The following is a 24,316-nucleotide window of genomic DNA, read 5'->3' as shown; positions in this document are numbered from 1 at the left end:
TGAAAGTGCAGCTACAGAAACAGTACAGGGATTTAGCTCATTCAGTGCATTTAAGAGAGCGAATGGCCCTGCCGGAGAAGGAATGGCATGGCACCATATTGTAGAACAAAATCCTGTGAATAAAGCTCAGTTTGCACCTGAGGCATTGCATAATACGAACAATCTTATCAAGATAGAGCATGGAGCAGGTTCGCTTCATTCAAAAGTAACAGGTTATTATAATTCTAAAGCTATTCTTGGATATCCTGGAAAAGTTAGAGATTATGTCAATACACTGAGTTATCAAGAACAATATGAATTTGGAATAAACGTTTTAAAACAATACGGATGGAAACCTTAAACTTAAAAAAAGAATTTTTAAAAGAAAGCAATTTATATGAGAAGGGCATGCTAAACGGAAATTATAAAGAAGTAAATAAAGCACATCAGCGAGTGCATAAAATTTATGAAGAAATCCGAAAAAATAATATTTATAATTTTTTTGAAACCTTTTTAGATAATGAAAATGATTACGTTAAGCTAAATGCCGCCACTTTTTCATTAAAAACATCTCCTGAAATTGCTGAAAAGATATTAGAAGAATTAATACATACTAGTTCGATACTGGCCACCACAGCTAAGATGACTTTAGACCTATGGCATGAAGGCAAGCTAACATTATTGTAAATAATTTATCGTTGAAAGAAGCTGTACAAACCCTGTTTATACAGCTTCTTTTTACATTTCAATAGAAAATCAAAAACTACGAAGATTCCTGGAATTCCCAAGCAGGAAAGCGCATGGGATTGAATGTGCATTGAAAATCAGATCATAAAATCCCTTTAGTATAGAAGTATTATCAGACAGGAACAATAGATCAGGTTAGGATGAGATCATTAAACGCTATTCAACCTCAATGTCCGACTTGTTCATCACAACAGGGAGCAGCAATGAGCCAATATTCAAAAGAAATGAAAAGAATAATACAACAAAGAATCAATGGACAATAGTAAATATTATTTAGAAAAGCAACAGGAAATTTGTATGAAATATTCTCAAATATCAGATTTGGTAGAATTAGATACATTAATCGCATTAGGCAAGAACTTTAATCCCCGTATTCAAATAAATGGATTGAGACATCCGAGAACTAAGACATTAAATGGATGGTATATATGGTCAGGAGAAGATTTTAATCCTGATGAATTTGATTTCTTTCAACCATCACACGCATATCATTTACTAGATAATGCACCTTTTGTTCTACAATATTTAGGGCTCCCCCCCGGGAATCGTTTTTTAATAGATAATAAAGGATATGAAGATGTATGGTTTGATGAAGGATTGCTTGTCTATGACACTCAAGAATCTTAAAATAAAAGACATTTTCTTATGATGGTAGTGGTTTTCAATTTAAAAAAATAATTGAATTGCAAAAACTGCTTTGTTTTTGGGTGGCCTTGTTTTCATAGATCTACTTGATGAAAGTATACCAGTTACTAGAGTAATATAGGCTTTTAATGTAAAATATTAATGGTCTCAAAATAACCCACCTTATTTTCTATTTACACAGTTTTTTTGGATACTGCCAATAATTGAAAACACCTTCTTATTAATTCAAGAGGGTGTTTACTTTTAAAATCTTTTCATTTGAATGTTTCTTGCTTCCTGCAGTCTTTTCAACTTTAAAGAATACAGGAAATACAGGCTATCTCTACCGTGCAGACGGAACCAAACAAAGAAAAACCTATGGCAACACCATTACCGATTATATAGACGGCTTTCAGTATGTTAACGGGAAATTGCAGTTTGTACCTACCAATGAAGGTTATTATGATTTTGGACAAAATAAGTATATTTACAATTATACCGATCATTTAGGAAATATCCGCTTATCCTACTTTAAAGGAAACAGCGGTGGCGCAGAGATCATTGAAGAACAGAATTATTATCCTTTTGGATTAAAACATGAAGGCTACGCAGGCTTAGGAAATCCTAATTATCAGTATGGGTTTCAGGGAAATGAATTGCAGGAAACGGGTATGTATGATATGGATGCCCGCTATTATATGCCGGATCTGGGAAGATTTGCTCAGCATGATCCTTTAGGTTCCATCTCATTAGATCCTTATGGCTATGCTTTTAACAATCCGGTTAATTTTATAGATCCTACGGGAATGTACGGAGACCCTCCGGGATCTTCTCCTGACAATCCTATTGATATTGGAACTATTAACGTTACCCCACCAAAACATTATCCGTCACCTGGTACCGGGATGCCTTATACTGGTGGAGGTTTTGGAAGTGGCAATAGTGCTTATGACAACTGTTCATGTTCTAGCATCTATAATGATCCTTATAGCGGTGGGCCTAAAGGTTACAACGTTGGTGTGAACAGGAATAGTGTGATACCGGCAGCAGGAGCCATTACTGGTGTATTAGCAGAAAGTGCTTCCATGTCACGAGCAGGGGCTGTTGGAATTATCTGGTATGTGTTGAACTCATTATTTGTTTCTGCTCATATTCCTAATCATGCAGATTGGGCTTACAGATATACCGGTACAGCACCATTAACCATTACTGATGTAAAAGCTGAATATAAAGTAAGGGAAAGAGACTCCAGAACGGGTTCTTATACCATTATATTTGGAAATGATCATAAATATCATGGCAAAGGCTCTATAGAGAGAATGTTTACTTCGGCCATATTAAAAATGACGGCAGCTCAGACAACGGTAAAATCTTTTGACTGGACACCATCAGTGTCTCACAGAGAAGCTTTTAAAGCGGAATACAGAAGAATGCAAACGGATAAGGATTTACCTGATTTCCCTCAGGGATATAGAAATCCTATTAATTATAATTTAATACAATCACCAGGATATAAATATCAACTACAAGATGGATACTAATATTTATTATATTCCTAAATACCAAGGAATATCAATTACAAGTAATTTTGCTGAAATACAAAGACAAATGGATATTGGATTGGAACCTAAAATAGAATATATACCTATAGCTATTTCTGACCTTAGCAAATACAAAATAAGAGGTTTGGGCTTTGAAAAAATACAAGATGAATATTTCCAATCAATAAAAAATCTGTTTTCAGGACTCAAACTCGAAGCTGTTTCATTCCATGAGTCGAATATTGATTTATCGGATGTTACAATACATGTCCAGCATCTTTTGATAGGAGAAAAATCTAAAGTTAACCTATCTAATGATAACTTTAAAGACCTTGAAGAAGTAACTTTCCTATCTTTAAAAAGCTTTAAGGGAAAAGTGCTTAACCAACTTGATACTGTGGAGAAAGCGGTTTTATGGGATAGCCCCAAAGGTTCTTCTTTGCCTGAAATGTTTCCCAATCTTAAAGAGCTTACGATTAATAAAGGGGCTTTAATAAAACTGGACCTCAGAAATAATAAAGACCTTGAAAAATTGGATGTACATTTATGCACTAAACTGGAACAAATTTTATTGCCTGATCAGCATAAGCTTAAAGAAGTATTTATAGAAAACTGTAAAAATTTAAACGTTAACAATTTGCCACCTTCTGTTACCAGAGTCTGGCCGCCAAGAAAAGAGAAGGTAGAAAAAAGAACTGCAGATGTAAAGCTTACATCAACAGGAAATCAACACATAGACTTTTTAATTCTTGATTTAAAAAAGAATATGGAAGATTATATGAATGATGCTGACCCATCATATACCCAAGCCGACATTGATGAATGTGCTTCAATACTAATAGATTATGCAATAAATATGCTTGCGACAAAATCTAAAGAGGATGGGATGGAAATAGTAAAATCTACTGTATTAAAGTTGAATACTCTCAATGAAAAATGCGATTATTCTTTAATAGAAACTAATGAAAGAGAGCAGATTGCCGAAATAATAATTTTAACAGGAAGTGAGTTGGGATATAACACTGTTAATGAAGATGTTACTGAAGAGTGGAGAGAATGGTAAGTTAGAGATTATTTAGCTGTCAATACAAAAGGAGAAGTCTATGAGCTTTTACATGATCCGTATAGTATATGACTAGTCCTGAAAAAGGTTGACTAGTTTAATAGTTCAAATATAGTTAAATCAGAGTAGGGCTTTTCCTATTCTGATTTTGCTTTTTATAAGTTTTTAATTTCCCCTCGCTCGCGCGAGCTTCTAGCTCGTGTCCTAAGTGCAAATAACAATCAGCAAAGCTAACTTTTATGTGTTAGCTTTGCTATTTACTCCCATTCTTTAATTTTATACTATGGGCAGAAAATATAAATTTCATGAAAAGGAGGGAGCATATTTTATAAGTTTTGCCCCGGTATTCCGGATTGATATTTTTACCAGAACAGAGTATTTTGATATTGTCATTAAGTAACCTTTAAATTGTTTTGATGATTATCAGGAGGTATTGGAAATAGATGTAAATTTATAAAAGGATGTTTGATGAGCACGAGCAAGATGCTCGCGCCAGCGAGGGGTATTGTTTAGAGACTCGCGAGAGGTTGGAAAAAAAATAAAAATATCTGAGAATTGGTATGTTTGGCGGATTAATGATGAAAGAAAAAGATATATGCAATTGATAGCATTTGATTTAACTCAGCTCAATAGTGATGTAGTAAGAATTTTTGAAAAAAATATTTATTGGAAGAATCTCCTTCTACCAATGAAATTCTACAGGATAATATTTATACTTATGTTTCAACGATTCATGAAAAAAATTAAAAATTTCACTAAACCAATGCTCGCAAAAAAGAAACCTGCAAAGCTATAAGCAAAAAAGCCTATTGTCATACACCTTCATCAGCAGGAAAACTTATTTTAAATATAATGATGTAATCACAATGAGTTAATCAATAATAACGATAAAGGCTTTGGTCATGTCAGATAAAGGTGCTAGATTTGATTTAATAATATTTGTGAGTAAAGCTTAATTTTGAATGACAACATTGTATTATCCTTTAAATTTATTCTATCATGAAAAAACAAATTGTTATTGCGATGTCATTTCTAGGAGCAATCGCTTTAGAAACTGATCAGGTTTTGGCACAAAATTCTGAGCAAGTTAGTAACTCCGTCAACATTGTGTTATCAGATGTTATTTCAATGGATATAGGTGCTGTTGCATCACAAGGCACTGTAGATTTTAATTATGTGAATACTACAGATTATAATTCTTCAAAAAAGGTGACAGTGCCCAATAGTTTAGTCATTATTTCCTCCAAAAATTTCGATGTAAAAGTAAAATCTGAGGGCTCAAACTTTGTAAGTGGTACCAACGTAATTCCAGTAGATATATTACAGGTAAAAGCAATACCGGGCGGAAGTTTAATGGGAACCCTAAATGAGGTCACCTTATCCGCAACCGATCAAGTCCTGGTAGGTAATGCGAGTTCAGGATCAAAACAATCTTTAAATATTGCCTATTCTATTTCAGCAGAAAAAGCATCTAAGGTACTTCTGGGAAAACCTAAGGGAACTTATACGCAAACGGTAACGTATACTGCGACAGCTTTATAATAAAAACAAACAGCAATTTTATATAAGCCCTCAACACTTTGGAAGTGTTGAGGGCTTTTCTATTTACACCCAATACATAATCCTGTAGTGATTTTACTACATGAACTTCCATTTTCCACTACAAAGAAACTTTTATAGCCACTGTAGATTTGCAGTATAATTAAACAACAATTAAATAGTACGATCATGAAAAAACAAATCGCAATCGTGGCCTTATCTCTTGGAGCAATTATATTAGGAACGAACAATGTTCAGGCTCAAAATACCACTGCAACAACCACTGTAAACATTACTCTGAACGATGTGATCTCCATCGATGCGGGAAGTACTGCCATCGGTAATACGGTTGACTTTAACTATGCTACTGCAGCAGATTATAACTCTGATCAAACAGTTACTAAAGCCAATTCTTTAAAAGTTACTTCAACGAAGAACTTTAATGTAAAAGTAAAAGCGGGAGGTGCTAATTTCATGAATGGAACCAACTTAATCCCTGTCAATGTTTTGACCATCAAAGCAGCTACAGCTGCCGGAACTATGGGCGGAACGAAAAGTGCTGTTGTTTTGTCTGCTACCGATCAAACGCTGGTATCAAACGCCCCGCTTGGAAGCGCATTAACACTGAATTTGGACTACACTATTCCGGCAGCGAAATCATCTTCGTCTGATATTTTAGGTAAACCAGCCGGAACTTATACACAAACAGTAACTTATACTGCAACCGCTTTATAAAAAAACACAACAATTATATAAGCCCTCAACATTGTAACGATGTTGAGGGTTTTTATGTGTAATCCAAATTAACAATCCTGTAGTGATTTTACTACATCAACTTCCATTTTCCATTACAAAGAAACTTTTATAGCCACTGTAGATTTGCAGTATACAAAAGAAAACAATTAAATAAAATTAAAATAGTACGATCATGAAAAAACAAATCGCTATCGCAGCCTTAACTATCGGAGCCGTTATACTGGGAACTAACAATGTTCAGGCTCAAAATACTACGGCAACAACCACTGTAAATATCACCCTGAACGATGTAATCTCTATTGATGCGGGAAGTACTGCAATTGGTAATACAGTTGACTTTAACTATGCTACTGCAGCAGATTATAACTCTGATCAAACAGTTACTAAAGCCAATTCTTTAAAAGTTACTTCAACGAAGAACTTTAATGTAAAAGTAAAAGCAGGAGGTGCTAATTTCATGAATGGGACCAACGTAATCCCTGTTAATGTTTTGACCATTAAAGCAGCTACAGCTGCCGGAACCATGGGCGGAACAAAAAGCGCTGTTGTTTTATCTGCCACCGATCAAACACTGGTATCAAACGCTCCGCTTGGAAGCGCATTAACACTGAATTTGGACTACACTATTCCGGCAGCGAAATCATCTTCGTCTGATATTTTAGGTAAACCAGCCGGAACTTACACGCAAACAGTAACTTATACCGCGACTGCTTTATAATATTTTTTTTAGTTTATAAAGGTTCCTTTTGTTACGTTTTCAGTAGTTTTAGGAATCTTTTATTTTAAACAATTTACAACATGCGCAAGTTTATTAATCTCTTCATTTTCGCTATCCTCACAGGGTCTTCTTCAATACTGGCACAAAGTATTTCCATGTCTCCGACACGCTTGTTTTTCACTGGTAATCCAGGTGAAAAAGTGACACAGACCGTTACGCTTCAAAACAGTTCGGATAAGGATTATGTTTTTAATCTCAACTATAAAGACTGGGTCAGAGAAGAAGATGGAAATAAGGTGTATCTTGATGCAGGCAGTTCAAAAACTTCCAATGCCTCCTGGATATCCACCTTAGAAAACGCTGTTACAGTTCCTGCAAAAAGCACGAAAGAGATTGTAGTGACCATGCAGATTCCTGCGAACGCATCCAGATCTGCTGTTACAAACAGCATGTTGTTTTTCACCCAGCTTCCTCAGCAGGCAGATAAGGCACGTGTTCAAAATGGCATTGGTATTATCACCTTATTTGAGGTAGGACTTCACATCTTTTATACACCACCCGGGAACCATGTAAAAAGTTTGGATATTACCAATATTTCAGAAGTGAATAATGAGAAGGCAGCGAACAGAAAAGTTGCAGTAAGCATTCATAATGATGGAAACACCATCAATGATGCCACCGTTGCGTTTGAACTCACCGACACCGATAGTGGTAAGGAAATAAAATTACCTCCAATTTCCATCTCCATGTTTCCGGATACCAACCAAACCGTTCAATTTTCTTTACCAGACAACATTTCAGGAAACTTTCTTGGTGTGGCTATTATTAAAATGGCAGAATCCAATGATTTACGTGTAGGCGAAAAAAACTTTAAATTTTAAAATTAAGTCTTGAAAAAGAGTGGCATATCGATATCAATCCTAAGAAGAACCATCTTATTTTTTGCATTGGCTCTCCTTCATTTTTCGTTCGTCTTTGCGCAGGAAAAGAAGGATATCCAAATTCATTTTGAAAATGAAAGTGTAGCTGTTGAGAAGGGATCTACTTTTACTAATTTTCTGGTTATTGAGAATAAAAGTTCCGAAGAGATTAGCATTCAGAATATCATACCTGAGGAACAATATCCGGGATTGCTTTTCTATCCAAAAAATAACCTTACCTTAGGTGCAGGTCAGTCTAAAAATCTTCCTGTGAAACTGATCGCCAATGTGGATTTTATGAAGCTGAGATCTAATGAGATTACATTCAAGGTTTCGTACACTACCCCAACGGTCACCGGCACTGAAAGTGCGTCGTTCTTCGTTAAAAAAGACGAGAACAAAAACATCGCAATTTATACGGCCACTTACGAAAATTTTATTAATCCCGGTACCCCCGACTCCTCAATGCTGCTGATTGTAGAAAACCAGGGCTATAGCAAACGAACGGTTAGGATTGATTTGCAATCCATTCCTGATGGCTTGGAAATGATGCCAAGGCAACAAACCGTATCTCTGGAAGGTTTAGAAAAACAAACGGTTGAGATCAAAATTGCGGTCAGAAAACAGAATACTCTTTATCCCGAATTTAATATTAATGCAACCGCTACAGACCTGCTTGATAATAAAATCGTGGGAAGCAATACGCTCTACCTGGTTATTTTATCACACAACAGACAAATTGCCCGGGGAAACGAAGCGGTGAGCGGAAGTAATTTTGCGGAAATCAGCTATAATGAAAACAGTTCTGGTTTTGATTATCTTCAATTGAGAGGAAACACAGCGTTTCGGATCAACGAAAATCTGAAAGCGCGCGTCAATGTGGGTGCAGATTACTATCTTGACGGGCGTTATAATCTCTATGACACCTGGCTTGAAGTGGAGAGAAAAAAAACGGTATTACGGTTAGGAAATGTTAATAGCAACGATTACGATTATCCGGTTTTCGGAAGAGGCGGAAAAGTTTCTACCCAATTGGGTAAAAATAACCAGATTGAAGTTCTTGCGCTGGAAAATAATTATAACCTGTATGGTACTTATTTCCAACAAACGAAAGGATCTACCATGGCGGGAGCAAAATATAGTTTCGGAAATTCCCAATCTTTCAATGGGAAGGTGTCTTATATATTCGATCATGATCCGCGCTTCAACGTAGATACACAGGTCGCGAACGGAACAACATCATTTTTAATTAACGATAAATACATCCTCCGCACAGAGGTAGGGTTGAGTCAAGAAAAAGGTCTTTCGAACAAAGATGAAAACACAGGTGCTTTAATGGGAGCCAATTACGAAGGAAAAATAGGAAAATGGGATATCCAATCTATTAATTCCTTTGCTACCAAAAGTTATGCAGGGATTAAAAGGGGATCTTTTATCTCAAATCAGCGAATCGGCTTCCAATTTTCTAATTCTCAACGTGCTTTTATACAATATCAGGATTCGCAGGTAGATCCCGAGTTCCTGAGTTTCCAGAATGCTCCCATACAACCTGGGAATACCTCTAATCTGCGTTATTATTTCAACAGTACAGAAGCTTTGGGATTAGGGTACCAGTTTTCTTTAAAAAAGTGGAATTTCCTACTGGCTCCAAAGGTTGAAAAGCAGAAAACAGCTAGTTTCTATGCATCACAGGAACTTTTTTCTTACCGACTGGAGACCAGCATAAGCACTGTATTGGGTTCTCACGGATTGAATTGGACGGCGGAATATTCTTATTCAAAAGCCAATAACAGGGAAGAATGGTTCAACAGCCTGAAAACAACTTTGTCTTACAGGTATAAATCCTTCTCCCTTAACGGAACTGCCCAATGGAATGCAACGAGTGTCTTTGATTTAAATTCTTATTACAATGCTGCAGACCGTAATTTCGCCAACTACAATTTATATGCCTCGTATAATTTCCAGATGATGAATAACCATCTGAGCGGATCTTTTTCCGCCGGAGCTTCCTATTCGGAACTTTATAAAAACTTAAACAGTAATGTGAGCGGTAATCTGGAATATAAGATTTCACCTTCCTGGTCCAGCACAGGTTATTTTAATTTTTCAGGTTATAAATCTACCGCTGATTATGTAACCAGTGGCAGTTATTACCAGTTTAGAGTCGGAATTAAAAAATATTTTACAGCAACGACCTCCCTGGGAAATCATAAAGTGACGCTACAGTTATTTGAAGATAAAAATTTCAATGGGCTTCTGGAGACCGGTGAATCGGTACTTGCCAATGAAATCGTAAAACTGGACAATTTTGTTGCGCTAACCGATAAGAATGGAAAAGTAGTTTTTCAGAATGTACCTGAAGGTACGTACACCTTAAAGGTAAACGAAAGTGCAGGGGCTCGATTGATGATGGATCCTGTCATTATGGTGAATAGCAACATCAACCGGAAAATAGGCTTGGTAAAAAATATCAGGATCAAAGGGAAATTAACCGAGATCAGACAAGCATACGATGTAGTGGAAACGGATGTAACCGGAATCCTGGTGTACGCAAAAAGTGAAGATGGTAAGATTGAGACCGCCGTGGTTAACCAAAAAAATGAGTTTGAGTTTTTCCTGAAAGAGGGAAAATACGATCTCTATATCGAAAATGATAAATACAGCTATACAAAACCCATCCAAACTATTAAGGTAACAAAAGATGGTTATTCAGAAACCGTTATTTTTGAATACAAAAAGAAAGACACTACCATTAAGGTGAAAAAGTTTTAAAATTTAGACGTATGAAAAAGATGAAGGCTTTTTTAACAGGAATTTTCATGGTGCTCTGTGGGTCTACAGCCACAAAAGCTCAGGATCTCTACCTGTCGATTCCTGAAAATAATATTTTTAACAGAAGTGAATTTACCTCAGTACCTACCAGAGTAATGGTGAACGCCAACAGGACCAACTGGGATTATACTTTTTTTGGATTGGTGCCAACAGCTCCTACATTTACCTCTGTGTCCGGACCTACTTTTACGCACACCACTTCCTCATCTACTTTACCCAGTTCCATTCTTCTGTGGCAGTTGGAAAGTATGGGTGGCCAGCTGCCTGCTACTGGATTTTCAGGTTCTTTACCCGGTTTTCAGTCGTTCAGTACAAGCGCTGTAAAATGGTTTGAACCGCCATCGATCAGTATCGCGGGAGGATTCAACCGGGGAAATATTAATTTTATATTTAAAATTCCAGCCGCACAGTTTGCTGCCAATGCTTACCGAGCCGGGAATTACTCCATGGATATCAGTCAAAATTATAATGATTTCACGCCACGTAATTTTAAAACAATTTTAACCATTCCTTCATCCATCAAATGGACTACAACCTCTTTAACAAAATATATAGAAATATCGTCTTTAAATGACTACAGAATTGCAGGCACAAAGGTGTTGAGTCTGGATAATGCGGAAATTGCGCATACCGTTGATTTTAATGTATGGGCGAAAACTGCTGCCGCCAATATTCAGTTCACTTCTTCTAAAGGTGCTCCAGGAACCAGAAACATTGCAGCGATTAAATTGGGCAGTAATGGATCTACACTCACTACCAAAGCCTTATCTGCTGATTTTCAGAATTTTTCCACCACTAATTTCAGTGTTGTTTCGGGAAACAGAAACAGCTTCAGTCCAGAGCTTTATGTGTCTGCAGAAGATTTCAAAACCCTTTTTTTTGAAGCCGGAACTTATACATTTGAATTGAACTTTAATGCCAGAAGTACGGATAACTCGATTAATAGTTTGCAAAATACGGCTGTTCAGCTAAAGGTGCTTCCTCTGTCGGAAATCACCATCCCCAGCTCCGGACGAAATGTCAATTTCAATTTTAATACAGCTTCCCAGTACACGAATGGTCAGTCACAAATGATTCCCAACCAGATTGTACTGTCTAATAATGAGAATTTTGAACTGTATGTGAAATCGGACGAAAATTATTTCAAGAAAGGCGGCCTGCAGACCGACATCAATTCCAATCTATTACAAATTGGCGTGGATGGAAGTTCTGTAAATGCTCCCTTATCCAAAACTCCCCAAAAGATACTTTTTAACGGAACACCAGTTTTGGACCGGGGATTGAACATCAGATATACCATCCCGGCGGCGGGTGCCCAAAGTTTGGTAGGTAAGGAAAATACCACCTACTCTATCAATGTGTATTATAGCTTTACTGCTATTTGATAATACTCCTCAAAAACTCCGCAGCTTCTAAGATGATCAACACAGATCTTGTTACAATACGTATTGCCGCTTAAGGGCAAGTCTATTTTTTCACTTTCGGTAATGCCTATCAAATTCAGATGTATCCTCAGTAGGGACAAGTCTGAATTTGATCCGGGTATTATGGATCATCAGAGGCCAGTTATGGGTCGCTTTAAAACCATTAGAAATGAATATATTATTCACGGCACTCATCATGTAGCGCCGTGAATTGTTTTGTATCGTTTTTCCGATGATATTAATTGACAGGATGCATGTAACCAATTGGAAATAGAGAATTAAATTGTAAAACCCGTTTGTACATCACAGATATACCAGATGTTGTCACCCTTAAAAAGTTCGGAAAAAGAACAAACTGAAGCAAAAATAAAACTTAGCACCTGAAGAGAATAAGCGCTAATAAAAATTTAATTACTTATTACAATACAATTAATTTTACTTCTTACTAAAACATATTTAAATAATATTATTCCTATAAATTTGTTATTCGAAGCAAATTATGGCATTAAAATGATTGAAAAATGCAAAAAAAGAGCCATGATCTTATGACTTTGGAGATTTACAGCCTTTATCTAAAAAAGCATGGAGGCAACCAAAACAATAAGAGTTTTGGAAAAATGTATTGAAATACCTATTATTGCAGTGCCAGAAGGGATTCTTACTGACAAGAGAGCAGTTTCTGCAAGTCAGAAGGCCGGATTTTTTAAAGTAATAATACAGAATGTATGAATGACGTGATCAACGAACTACAATTAAAAATCGAAAGACTGGAAAACGAAATCAGTTTTAAGAACGGTCTGATCTCGATATTGTCTCATGATTCAAAAGAAATGTTTGGAAATTTTCTGTGGCTTATAGAAGCGCTGGAAGACAAGATGATCAATAAAGAGGATTTTTCTAACTTGTTGCCACAGGTAAAAGGCGATGCACGAAAGAATATGCAAACCATTCAGGACAGCACGGCGTGGTTAAAAACACAATACGGAGACTTTAAAATTAAACCTGTGAAAATACAGGTGATTGATCTTTTTCACCATTTGGAAGAAAAATATGCTGCTGAATTAAAAGAAAAGAATATTAAATTTCATTTTAAAGGAGATCGCAATACCTCTCTTGCTACCGATCGCTTATTACTCGAATATGTTGTGGACAAAATTTTTAATAATGCGGTCAAATACTCTTTTCCCGGGCAAGATATCTGCCTCCAGGAAGCCACAGAAGGTGATCAGATCGTACTTTCTGTCATTGATTGTGGAGCGGGAATGGCTGAAAAATATGTATCTGCGATCTTCTCTTTTGACAACCCGATCTTCCAGGGAACTGCGGGTGAGAAAGGGGTTGGATTAAGTTTGAAAATTGTTAAAAATTTTGTATCCTTGATGCGTGGAAACATCCAAATCACTTCCATTGAAAATAAAGGCACTACAGTTTCCCTTTTTTTAGATAAATTAATAGAATGATGGGTTTAAAAGTAAACGTTCGTATTATTGTAGCAGACGATCATGGCATCGTCCGGATGGGATTGGTACAAGCCATCAAACGCCTCCAGCCTGATGCTGTCATTTCAGAAGTAGAGGATTATAGATCGCTGTACAAAGCAATTTCGAAAGAAGAATGGGATCTGGCCATCATGGATGTTAATATGCCTAATGGTTCTGTTCAGGAAGCGATCGATTATATAAAAATTCATCAACCCGACTTAAAAATTCTCATATTTTCTTCTCAGGATGAAGAACTCTATGCTGTGCGTTATTTAAGGATGGGTGCCGGTGGCTATCTAAGCAAACAAAGCTCCGCTACAGTAATCGAAACAGCTTTAACGAAGATGCTAAATACCGGCCGGTATGCAAGTGAGAGCATAAAAGAAGCAATGTTTTTAGAATCCTTGAATGGTGAGACAAAAAATTCACCCTTTGAAACATTGTCAGACCGCGAACTGCAAATTGCCAATAAGATTGCAGAAGGTCTTCCCCTCAAAGAAATTTCTAATCAGCTTAATCTCCATTCATCGACAGTCAGCACTTATAAAAACAGACTGTTTGAGAAACTTAAAATACGATCTGTACCTGAATTGGTGGAGATTCTCAGACTGTATAATCAGTAATTTTTCTATTATTTTCCATCCCGAGAAATGGCGGGATAATGTGCCTCACAATAAGATTTCACTCCGCTATCTTCAGCGAATTTTTCGTGAAATCACTTTGTACTGACAGAACCGGAGGTCGCGAGATTGATACAAACCAGGCTCACGAAGCTCCCGTGCTATCAGATATATTCCTCTTCCTTGAATTGGCTTATCACAACATCAGGGAGATTATATTCTTACATCCATTTTGGGTTTTACTTTAGTACACTTTTTATCAGATCCAATCCTATTGTTAATTCTTCTTTTATTTCTTTTTCCATCGCTGAAAAATCTATATTTTCATCAGCTGTCTTCTCCCATTTCAACGCACAGTCTGAAAGTCTGAAAAGACCAGCAGTTCCGGCGGTGCCTTTAAGTTTATGAAGAATTATTTTGGCATTGGCTGCATCTTTTGCTGCTGCTGTGGCCCCGATATTATTCTCAGTCTGTGTAAGCTCGTTAATTACAAGGTTTAAAAAGATTTCTTTGAATTCATCATCCCCGCCAATCTGCTCATTCAACATATCCATATTGATATATTTCTCAGTGACTATTTCAGCTTCTGTTTCAACATCTTTATCTTTTTTAATAACAATATATTTTTTGAGCATCTCCAAAAGATCTCCCTGTCGCAAAGGTTTAGGCAGAAAATCGGTCATCCCCGACTCCAGACATTTTTCTTTCTCTCCCAAAACGTTTCCGGCTGTTACCCCAATAATAGGTACGTTTTTGTATGCAGGCAAAAGACGGATCTGTTGTGTAGCTTCTATACCGTTCATTATCGGCATCTGTACATCCATAAGAATAATAGAGAAATCTTTCTTCTTACAATCTTCCAAAGCTTCGAGACCATTGACCGCTTCTGTAAGATTCACGCCAGGTATAAGTGATTTCATCATTCTGTTATTCAGAACCATATTCACCGGATTATCGTCTACTAAGAGCACTTCCAGCTCATTCATAAAAGAAAACGGGTCTTTTTCCAAATGTTCAGGAACAGCTGCTTCTATCACGGTATTTTGGACGACACGTCTAAGTGTTTTATAAAGATCAGCAGACTTAATAGGCTTCAGAAGAAAATAAGAATTGTCTTCTTTACGGAAAGAATTAAGGACATCATGCTCCTCCGAAGAAGTGTGAAGAATAACCAATGGTGAAGTTTCATTCCGTTGACTAAATAAGTCTTTGATCTTATCAATTGTTTCCAAACCGGAAATGACCGGCATATGATAATCCATTAAGATCACATCGAAACGTTCCCCTTTAAGCAATATCTGCAAAGCCTCCATTCCGTTGGCAGCCAGTGTAGATTCTATATTTTTATAGGTAAGCATGTGTTGAAGAATGATTCTGTTTGCCTCATTATCATCTACTACAAGCACTTTTTTTATACTGAGATCACCTTCTTCTCTTAATTCGGATATTTCGTAAGGAATTTCAATATCAAAGTAAAAAACAGAACCTTTTTCAGGCATACTGATCAGCGATAAATGACTTCCCATATATCCAAGAATATTGTTGGAAATGGTAAGACCGAGACCGGTTCCTCCGTAACGCTTACTGATAGAGCTATTTTCCTGAGTAAAAGCATCAAAAATATGTTTCTGCTTCTCGACAGGTATACCAATTCCTGTATCTCTTACAGAAAATCGCAGCACAATGTTTCTATCATCCATGCGGAGTTTTTCCACTTTCAACTCAATTTCACCCTGCTCTGTGAACTTTACGGCATTCCCCAAAAGGTTAATAAGGATTTGCTTTAGTCTGGATTCATCAAGTAATAAAGTTTTTGGAAGTCCCTGCTCAATATTAAGAAGAAGTTCAATATCTTTTTTCTGAGACTGATACAGAATCACGTTAATAACCTGACTTACCATATCATAAACATCACTTTTCTCTATCAGAAGTTCCATCTTACCTGATTCTATTTTAGAAAAATCCAGAATATCATTAATAATGTTCAATAGATTTTCCCCTGATTCATTAATATAATTAAGATATTGAGTCTGAATATCGTTAAGCGGAGTTCGCAAAAGAAGATCAGAGAAACCGATCACTCCATTTAAAGGGGTGCGTATCTCATGACTCATATTGGCAAGAAACTCTGATTTTGCCTTGCTTGCGATGTCAGCCATTTTTTTTGCATTTTTAAGTTCTTCATTGATGTGTACAGAATGCGTAATATTCTGTACAGAAACAATTACGCCTCCAATTTCATGATCTGAAAGATACCATGGGCCCACCTTAAGGTCGAAATGCTGAATTTCTTCTTTGCCATCAACACTAATCGCAAAATCTTCATTAATATAAGTTTTACCCTGCAGAGCGGCACGATAAATTTCTTTTCGTTCTTCAGGAACGTTTGGTGACACCACAAAAAGATTCTTTCCGATCATATCAGTCTCTTCCATTTTGAATTCATCTCTCCACCTGCTGCTTACAGAAATATAATTAAGATCTTTATCAAACATCGCCACGGCAACCGGAACATACGTGACGAACGACTGCATCATTGCCTCTTTTTTAGCAATATCAAGAAACATATTTTTGAATACATCGATATCCTGAATGATCCCATATACCCTGTTGCAAACTCCATTTTCAAATTCCGGGATTCCTTTTACCCTTACCCAGATCGTAACTCCATCATTACGTACCAGTTGGAATTCTTCATCATATGGAATACCTTCTGTTACCGCTCTGTCGAATAAAAATTTTATTCTTTCTCTGCTCTCTTCTTTATAAAAACCGATCGTATTTTCTAAATCAGGCTGAAAATCATTAGTTATTTTATGAATTTCTCTGGTACTTTGAGACCATAATACGGTGTCTTTTTTCAAATTTACTTCCCAACCTCCCACTTGAGCTACAGAGCTTGTCTGCTCCAGCATTTTTTTGGTATGAATCAGATCTTTCTCTAAAATCATTCTTTCGGTGACATTCAATGCCGTGCTTACGACATAAGATTTTCCTTCTTTATCGATCTCAACGAGATTATGGTACATCCAGATCTGCTCTACCCCATTCTTTCCCTTAAGAATCATCGTTCCGAAATCCTCCTTGTTTCTATTAATCCTATCAAGATACTGATATAAAGAAGGCCAATTATGCTCGGGAACAAGATCTTTAAGGTTTAATTTTTTTACCTCATCTGCAGAATAATGAAGTGTTTCTCTTCCTTTTTCATTAACAGCGATAATGTTGCCCTCCATGTCATGCATGCTCATCAAACCGATGGCATTTTCAAAGAAACTCCTGAAACGTCTCTCTGAGCTTTCCAGCTGACGTTTTTCTTCAGTCTGCGCAGTAATGTTGATTCCGAAGCAAAAAATTTCAGAAAGTTCATGATTAGGTTTCAAAACCCATTCTACAATCACAGAACTGCCATCATGAACTATGGTAGAGGTTGTAAAAGATATTTCCTGGTGAATTTTCGTAAGATTTTTAAGCTTTGAAAGTTCCTCACTCCCTTCACCGAAAACCTGATTGAAACCCAATCCAACTGCATCTGCTTTATTTAATGAAAAAACTTTTTCGACTACCGGATTGAAATCTTTAAACTTTAACTCATCATCTAAAACACAGATCAGATTATTCGATATGTTGAAGAGTTGCTGAAAGTATTCTGCATAAATTGTCTTTCTCTTGACCATAAGAAGGTTAGAAATAACATCTGAAAGTTTTTTGAGTGCTGTAATCTGCCTATCTGATATGGTTCGGGGTTCATAATCAATCACACAGATTGTTCCTAATGCAAAACCTTCATCGTCAATAACTGGTATACCTGCATAGAATCGTATTCCACCTTCCAAAATCAGGGGATTGTTCCGGGATCTGTCATCCAAAAGTGTATCATTAATAACCACTACTTCTCCACTTGCTATCGCATACTGGCAAACCGTATTCTCGCGTTCTACAGAATCGATCTCAAGACCTATACAGCTTTGGATGGTCTGCGTATCACTTTTCATAACTGCAATTAAAGAAGCTGGACAATCGGCAATGAGACACGCAGTCTCTGCAAAAACATCAAATTGAGGGTCTTTGCCTAAGTTCAGGAGATCAAAAAATTCTATCTTTTTTAGTCTTCCCGACTCATTATCAGGAATGATATTGTTCATCATATTACTCGCTAAATTATTTAAAAATAAATAAATATCATTATAATATTAATGTAAATAAGTTTTTACAAAAGGTTTATTTAAATACCACAATCCCTACTTATTCAAAAGTAAGAATAGATAGAATGATAATAATCTTGCTTTGAAGTTTATAGATGATTAAATAGCATCTGCTTTCATCGACGCATTTTCATTATTCAACAAGAAAATTGATGAATTCAAGATTTAAGACAAAACTTTACCGGATCTAAACTCTACATTGTAATTTTTTCTACTCTTTTTCATGCTCTTTAAGTTAAAGAGCATAACAATCGTGTCCTAATAAGGTTAGTAGCTCCATATAATTCTTTATACGGGTAATTATACAGCCAATACATAAAATTGTTGCAGATTTTTTTTAAAATTTTATAAATAGTAATTATATTTTCTAGTTTACATTTTTTTTCGAAATATAAATTGCTTAAATCTGTAAATGCAATGGCTTTTCAAATGTCGGAAATCCTTAATCTTCTGCAAAAAATAAATTATAGCAACAATATACTTTAATGTACCAAGCCTGATCTTTACATAAATCCTATTAACTACTCACAAATTAAATATTCTTCTTAAAATCTTTATATCACAACTATAAAAAATTAAATTTTAAATTCGAAATTGCTAAATCCTTTTTAATTTGGCTCAAACGAAGCAAATCATCTATAAAAGTTTTTGAAGATACGCTCGTTAAGGTCCCTTGACAGCATTATTCCTAGATTCTCTATATTCTAACTATTCTAGATAAGTTATTTTTGTTCATTATGTGATAACTTTAATTGTTTAATAATTTACTTTTTGTTACCACTTTTTGCAAGATGTACAACCATTAGACTGGCTATTGGTCAGATTTTCTTGAATTATTCGTGACCTATTTTGATTTTTTTTGACACCTGAGCTAAAATAAAAAAACGCTGTAAACATTAATGTTTATAGCGTTTTAGCTTATTTTGGTTTCCCAACTGGCGGAGAGTGAGGGATTCGAACCCCCGGACCTGTTACAGTCAACAGTTTTCAAGACTGCCGCAATCGACCACTCTGCCAACTCTCCTTAAACTCCGATTATATCGTTGTTTTCAGTGGTGCAAATATAGAAACTTTTTTATTACTGACAAAATATTTTTAAAAGAAAATTAATGTTTTTTTATTTCAAGCACTTTTTTCACGAAAACATCGGTCTGGTCGAGGAATTCCTGATCCGTCAGCTGAATTTTAATATGGGGAATAACTCCTCTTCCTCTCTCCTGATCATTAAGCACTTGCGCATCCTGAATCACATGAACAATAGAAAACCCGGTCTGAATACCGGTATTAGGAAGTTCATAGACAATCGGAAAATGTCCGTTATGCTCATAATAGCCTCCATTTGTTTCCCTCCCGATAACAATAGCATTTGTGTAAGATTTTATTAATGAAGCAAGATGAGATCCCGCTGAAGCTACATTTTCATCAATAAACAGATAGAGCTGTCCTTTAAATATTTTTTTATCAGGTAATATCAAAGGATTTTTATCATTCGCCCAGTAAAATTTTCCTTGGGAATGTTGCGTATAAGTCTGTTTAAGATAAGTATCCAGTCCGTATCCATCCTTCACCCCATTGGCAAGAAAAACAGGAGTGATTACCAGTCTTTCTTTTACGGGAGTTTCATTAAACTTTGTATAAGCATACTGACTGTCCCGGAAAGGGCGCTGGGTAAGATAAGTAAATACCTTTTCATACAGTGCTCCTGCTCCACCACCGTTTCCTCTCAGATCGATGATAAGATGCTCTGCTTTTTCCTGCTCCAGCGTTTGCAGCATATGATCGAGGAAATCACTGAACTTTTTATAAGCAGGATCATTCTCATCATTTGCGAAATCAAAAGTTCTTACGGATAATCGGTACAGGTCATTCCCTATTTTATCCAGACTGTATTTCTCAGTCTGATTTTTAGTTAAAGAAAGGGAATATCTGGATTCCTGAAGTTTTTTAAACTGGTCTAAAGATATTCCTGGTAAAGTGACCTGCCGGATCTCATTATTCCATTTGTAGTGTATATTATACTTTTCATGAGTACCAAATTCTATATAAAACTTATCAAGCATTCCTTTTTCAAACCCTGCTCTTTCCCGGTAAGGCATAGAATAGCCATCGGAAGAATAATATTGTGAAAAGCGGTCGATCATCTCTTGGGCAGGAATCCCGTTAATAGACAAAATTTCGGCCGCAAGGGGAATACTCACTTCTTGTGAATTCTGAAGCAAGCGTCCGTCTACGTTTTTCAATGTAACAGGCAGGTATTCTGGCTTTTGAGTCAGATAATAGGAAGCATGATTAGGCAGATCTGTAAAATTGTGACAGCTTCCTTCAAAGACGGTCAGTTTTGCTATAATTTTATAGAAATCAAAAATATTCCTGCTGTTTCCTGCCTCTTTTTCTGCCCAACTGTATATACTGTCTATCTGTTTTTTGTTTCTGTAAACATACAACCCTGAGTTGGCCTGTTCCCTGATAGCACGGAAAGCACGAAGATCTTCGAGAAGCTGTGCAGAGGTAAACTGATCCTTTAGAGGAGATAAACTTTTAGATTCAGTAATGGAAACTTTAGCGGGTTTGGCTTTTTCAGTATAAGATTTGGGCCAGATTTTAAATTCATATTTTTGACCCTTTTCCGGCTTTACATAAAATCTTTCGGTACTTTTGATTCCTTTTGAGTCATCCTGCTCTTTGCTTTTTTTACCATTCACAAACAGAGATACCGCAAGATTAGCTTCATCAGATTGTATAGAAACCCAGACAGGTTTTTGGGATTTAGGAGTATATTGTAAAGTATCTCCGTATTTTATTGTGGAAATGCTCTGTGCCTGTATGGTATTCACCAGCAATAGAAGAGGAATAAAAAGCTGTTTGGTCATCGTTATTTTTTGGATGGAAAGATACAAATAAACCTTATCCTGAAAATATTTCTCCAAAACAGCTTGTAAAAAATTATAGCCTTACACTCATTTCCTGTACTTCTTCCGCTGAAAACCCATACATCTGGGGTGTTTTTACATCCAGAAGGTTCAGATAAATATACAGTTCTCCTCTGTGATGAATCTCATGCTCAATCATGGCCCGAAGCCATTTCCAGATTGAGATTTCGTTATTGGCAGGGGTTAAACATTTCCGGTTAAGATCCTCATCGGAAAGACTGCTGATAATCTCCAGCGTCTGCCTGTGCATTTCATTAAAATAATCTACCACATTCTCATATCCGTCCGCAAGTTCTTTTCCGCAGCCATGGTAGGCACTTTTTCTGCCTGAAATGGTTTCACCATACATATAACGCTCTATAGCAGCAATATGCCTGATCTGGTCTCCGATACTGAATTTTCCGGATTTGTAAGCATAATCAAGGTGTTCCGGCGGAACAACAGCGATGAGCCTAAGGGTTCTTTCTCTTATTTTCTCATAATAATCAAGAAATGACTGTATAGATTTTATCTCCATTGTACTGGTATTTGATTGTATTAATATTCTGTAAGGTGAAGATAAGAATTCTTGTCCTATGGCAAGGAAGTATTGATCTGCTTATTCTAATTTTAACATCAGAATCAACACTTTATACTGAAATATGAAAAATAATTGGGTTATTAAAATTTCAGGCCCGGTCATGCTGATTGCCGTCTTAAGTTCCTGTCAGCCTAAAACCGGTAAGAATGATACGGCAGAGCAAGAGCCAGGCAAAGCCATAACCATGAAAAATATACAACCCGCCCAAAGCGGCTATGCGGATATCAACGGATTAAAAATGTACTATGAAGTCTATGGTAAAGGAGAGCCCATAGTTCTTCTTCACGGAGCTTTTATGACCATACCGCTGAACTGGTCCGGTTTTATTCCTTTACTTGCTAAAAACAGAAAAGTTATTGTTGCCGAAATGCAGGGACATGGCAGGACGAAAGATATCAGCCGCTCCATCACCTATGAAGGGATGTCTGATGATGTTTCCGGTTTACTTCAGCATCTGAAAATTGCTAAAGCTGATATTCTGGGGTACAGTATGGGGGGCGGAATTGCCTTTCAGTTTGCCATAAGGCATCCGGAGCAGCTTCGTAAGCTTATTATTCTTTCCGGAACTTATGCTCATGACGGCTGGTGGCCCGAAGCTGAGGCCAGCTTTGCTTCGGTGAATGCAGACATGTTTAAAGATTCTCCCATTAAAAAGCAATATGACAGTCTTTCGAAAGATCCGGCTCACTTTCCGGAGTTCGTTAAAAAATTAATGTCTGCTGATCTTCAGCCTTATGACTGGACAAAAGAAGTAAATAATATAAAGGCTCCCGTTTTTATGGTAATCGGTGATATGGATGGTGTACAGTATGAACATGCGATTGATCTTTTCCGGGCCAGAGGAGGCGGGAAAATGGGAGATTTACATGGTTTATCACAATCCAGGCTTGCCATTTTACCAGGGACCACCCACATGGGAATGTCTCAGCGGGCTGATTGGCTGGTTCCCATGATCAATGAATTTCTGGATACCCAACCTGTCACTAAATAATACTTTAATATTTAATCATCCCATTCATTCCTATTCCATTTTATTGAAATCTGTATCTACATGGATAGTTTTTTTTATGTGATTGTATTCCGTAATTTTTCTTTCACACCTTTCAGAATACTTAAATCTGGTCTATTATTAAATATTTTTATGGAAGATTTATTATGTGACGATAGTCACAAAAGAGATCAGAGTAAACCTGCTAGCTTTGTTTCAAATAAAAAACAATATTTATGGAACAAACAGCCGACAATGCAGCAGCCCTGTTTATTCAGTCTCTGAATGAAGAAAACTTTGATAAAGCAGAAACTTTCCTTGATCCCGATTTTGTATTTGAAGGGGTATTAGGCAGAAGAGAAACTTCAGCAGTGTACATTAAAGATATGGAGCAAATGAAATTTAAATATCAGGTACTCCAGTCATTCACCGCAGGAGAAGATGTCTGCTACTGGTATAATATCAATATGGGAGAAAAAACAATTCTGGCTTCCGGATGGTATCATATTAAAGGGCAAAAAATTCTTTCATTAAAAGTTATTTTTGATCCGCGTCCTTTATTCAGGGATCAATAATACACCTTGTTACAAAGACAATCCGGCCGCCATTCTTTTCAGGATAGCGGCCTTCTGTTGCCAGATTACGAAGTCTGCATGCCCATCTAGTCTATGGTATCGGGTTGTATGTATCAGGATTGCTGATCTCAGTCTTGTTTACATAATTTCGGGTTAAGAACCGGAGCTTTTGTTTCGATTCTTTTGTATTTTATTAATCATAAAACAGGCCTCAACTTTATATTATGAACTACTCTATCCAACCCATTTTTCTTCTCCATACGATATAATCTTCTTCTCTGCTATCAATTTCCGGAATATCCTCCGGTTCCGGAATGTCCTTTATCTTTTTATCAGACAATAAAGGCAGGCTTACTTTTTCCCGTTCCCGGTTTACATATTTTTTATTTTCTACCGGATAAATTCTGCCATCAGAAGTAAGCTGGGTACCATATTTCTGAGGTTTACTTTGAAACACCTGAATCCTGTCATATAAATACGCTTTGTTTCGGGGATTGATATCATTACCGTGCTCCTCCATTATGGCATAGCATGTTTTCATAAATTCCGGTTCTCCAATCGCATGTTGAATAATCAGCCATGCTGCATCACTTGCTACTTCTCCCACCTTTGAAATTGTCGGAAATCCTATCTCTTTTATCATTTCCCGAAGCCGTTTTGCATTAGCTTTATGAATCTGCTCCATTTCCGGATGATATCCTCCTGAAAGGGCTCCTTTTTCTGCCAGTTCTTCTCTCATTGAAAGATCCCGATTGGCAAGTTCAATTAATTCTTCTGAAATTCTGTCATTCATG

At 36.6% G+C, this 24,316-nt stretch carries 19 protein-coding genes, 1 tRNA gene and 1 pseudogene; 16 read left to right on the top strand and 5 right to left on the bottom strand.

Translation table 11 applies throughout. The features are described 5' to 3' along the window. From JO178_RS16240 to JO178_RS16170, 14 genes and pseudogenes are all read left to right on the top strand, one after another. On the top strand, positions 1-340 hold a 340-nt coding region (locus JO178_RS16240; protein ID WP_291938144.1), incomplete at its 5' end, for a hypothetical protein. Next, the gene (locus tag JO178_RS16235) at positions 328-666 is read left to right on the top strand and encodes a hypothetical protein (RefSeq protein WP_291938143.1); all 339 of its coding nucleotides are present in this window, start codon (positions 328-330) and stop codon (positions 664-666) included. The genes JO178_RS16240 and JO178_RS16235, both read left to right, overlap by 13 nt. Before the next feature lie 312 nt (positions 667-978). After that, on the top strand, positions 979-1,353 hold the full coding sequence (locus tag JO178_RS16230) for a hypothetical protein (RefSeq protein ID WP_291938140.1): 375 nt from the start codon (positions 979-981) through the stop codon (positions 1,351-1,353). 317 nt (positions 1,354-1,670) lie between these two features. Beyond that, positions 1,671-2,159: pseudogene (locus tag JO178_RS16225) on the top strand (RHS repeat-associated core domain-containing protein); the annotation flags it as partial. A 721-nt stretch (positions 2,160-2,880) separates the two neighbouring features. After that, positions 2,881-3,954: a hypothetical protein gene (locus JO178_RS16220; protein WP_291938138.1), complete on the top strand. Its 1,074-nt coding sequence runs from the start codon at positions 2,881-2,883 to the stop codon at positions 3,952-3,954. Between the two features lie 1,023 nt (positions 3,955-4,977). Continuing rightward, on the top strand, positions 4,978-5,496 hold the full coding sequence (locus JO178_RS16210; protein WP_365866958.1) for a peptidoglycan-binding protein LysM: 519 nt from the start codon (positions 4,978-4,980) through the stop codon (positions 5,494-5,496). A gap of 186 nt (positions 5,497-5,682) precedes the next feature. After that, on the top strand, positions 5,683-6,228 hold the full coding sequence (locus tag JO178_RS16205; protein WP_291938134.1) for a peptidoglycan-binding protein LysM: 546 nt from the start codon (positions 5,683-5,685) through the stop codon (positions 6,226-6,228). A 193-nt stretch (positions 6,229-6,421) separates the two neighbouring features. Next, positions 6,422-6,967: a peptidoglycan-binding protein LysM gene (locus JO178_RS16200; protein WP_291938132.1), complete on the top strand. Its 546-nt coding sequence runs from the start codon at positions 6,422-6,424 to the stop codon at positions 6,965-6,967. 80 nt (positions 6,968-7,047) lie between these two features. Then, positions 7,048-7,848, top strand: coding sequence for an Fn3-like domain-containing protein (locus tag JO178_RS16195; protein ID WP_291938130.1), 801 nt, complete (start codon positions 7,048-7,050; stop codon positions 7,846-7,848). A 9-nt stretch (positions 7,849-7,857) separates the two neighbouring features. Next, on the top strand, positions 7,858-10,659 hold the full coding sequence (locus JO178_RS16190) for a hypothetical protein (RefSeq protein WP_291938128.1): 2,802 nt from the start codon (positions 7,858-7,860) through the stop codon (positions 10,657-10,659). Positions 10,660-10,670: 11 nt separating this feature from the next. Then, positions 10,671-12,104, top strand: a complete 1,434-nt coding sequence (locus JO178_RS16185; RefSeq protein WP_291938126.1) for a hypothetical protein — start codon at positions 10,671-10,673, stop codon at positions 12,102-12,104. Positions 12,105-12,725: 621 nt separating this feature from the next. Beyond that, positions 12,726-12,872 carry a hypothetical protein gene (locus JO178_RS16180; RefSeq protein WP_291938124.1) on the top strand — a complete coding sequence of 49 codons (147 nt, stop codon included), beginning with the start codon at positions 12,726-12,728 and terminating at the stop codon, positions 12,870-12,872. After that, on the top strand, positions 12,869-13,603 hold the full coding sequence (locus JO178_RS16175; RefSeq protein WP_291938122.1) for a HAMP domain-containing sensor histidine kinase: 735 nt from the start codon (positions 12,869-12,871) through the stop codon (positions 13,601-13,603). The genes JO178_RS16180 and JO178_RS16175 overlap by 4 nt, the downstream gene beginning before the upstream one ends. After that, positions 13,600-14,247 (top strand): response regulator transcription factor, encoded by a 648-nt coding sequence (locus tag JO178_RS16170; protein WP_291938120.1) that lies wholly within the window; start codon positions 13,600-13,602, stop codon positions 14,245-14,247. Before JO178_RS16175 ends, JO178_RS16170 begins: the two co-directional genes overlap by 4 nt. A gap of 236 nt (positions 14,248-14,483) precedes the next feature. Here JO178_RS16170 and JO178_RS16165 read toward each other — a convergent pair whose 3' ends face one another. The 4 genes from JO178_RS16165 to JO178_RS16150 form a co-directional block, all read right to left on the bottom strand. Next, positions 14,484-18,392 (bottom strand): response regulator, encoded by a 3,909-nt coding sequence (locus JO178_RS16165; RefSeq protein WP_291938118.1) that lies wholly within the window; start codon positions 18,390-18,392, stop codon positions 14,484-14,486. A gap of 993 nt (positions 18,393-19,385) precedes the next feature. After that, positions 19,386-19,473, bottom strand: a tRNA-Ser gene (locus tag JO178_RS16160). Between the two features lie 82 nt (positions 19,474-19,555). Then, a complete protein-coding gene (locus JO178_RS16155; protein WP_291938117.1) occupies positions 19,556-21,319 on the bottom strand; it encodes a S41 family peptidase in 1,764 nt (587 codons plus the stop codon). A gap of 73 nt (positions 21,320-21,392) precedes the next feature. Continuing rightward, positions 21,393-21,896, bottom strand: a complete 504-nt coding sequence (locus JO178_RS16150; protein ID WP_291938116.1) for a DinB family protein — start codon at positions 21,894-21,896, stop codon at positions 21,393-21,395. Between the two features lie 124 nt (positions 21,897-22,020). Here JO178_RS16150 and JO178_RS16145 point away from each other — a divergent pair, with 124 nt between their 5' ends. Continuing rightward, entirely contained in the window at positions 22,021-22,950 is a 930-nt protein-coding gene (locus tag JO178_RS16145; RefSeq protein ID WP_291938115.1) for an alpha/beta hydrolase, read from the top strand. 233 nt (positions 22,951-23,183) lie between these two features. Beyond that, positions 23,184-23,522 carry a nuclear transport factor 2 family protein gene (locus JO178_RS16140; RefSeq protein ID WP_291938113.1) on the top strand — a complete coding sequence of 113 codons (339 nt, stop codon included), beginning with the start codon at positions 23,184-23,186 and terminating at the stop codon, positions 23,520-23,522. 229 nt (positions 23,523-23,751) lie between these two features. Here the strand turns inward: JO178_RS16140 and JO178_RS16135 are convergent, their stop codons facing one another. Then, on the bottom strand, positions 23,752-24,315 hold the full coding sequence (locus JO178_RS16135) for a DUF6624 domain-containing protein (RefSeq protein ID WP_291938111.1): 564 nt from the start codon (positions 24,313-24,315) through the stop codon (positions 23,752-23,754). Position 24,316 lies beyond the last annotated feature (1 nt).

It is taken from the genome of Chryseobacterium sp. (genome assembly GCF_019236175.1).
In the GTDB taxonomy this organism is placed as follows: Bacteria; Bacteroidota; Bacteroidia; order Flavobacteriales; family Weeksellaceae; genus Chryseobacterium.
The sequence above is the reverse complement of the archived record's forward strand: the minus strand, read 5'-3'. Positions and strand labels throughout refer to the sequence as shown.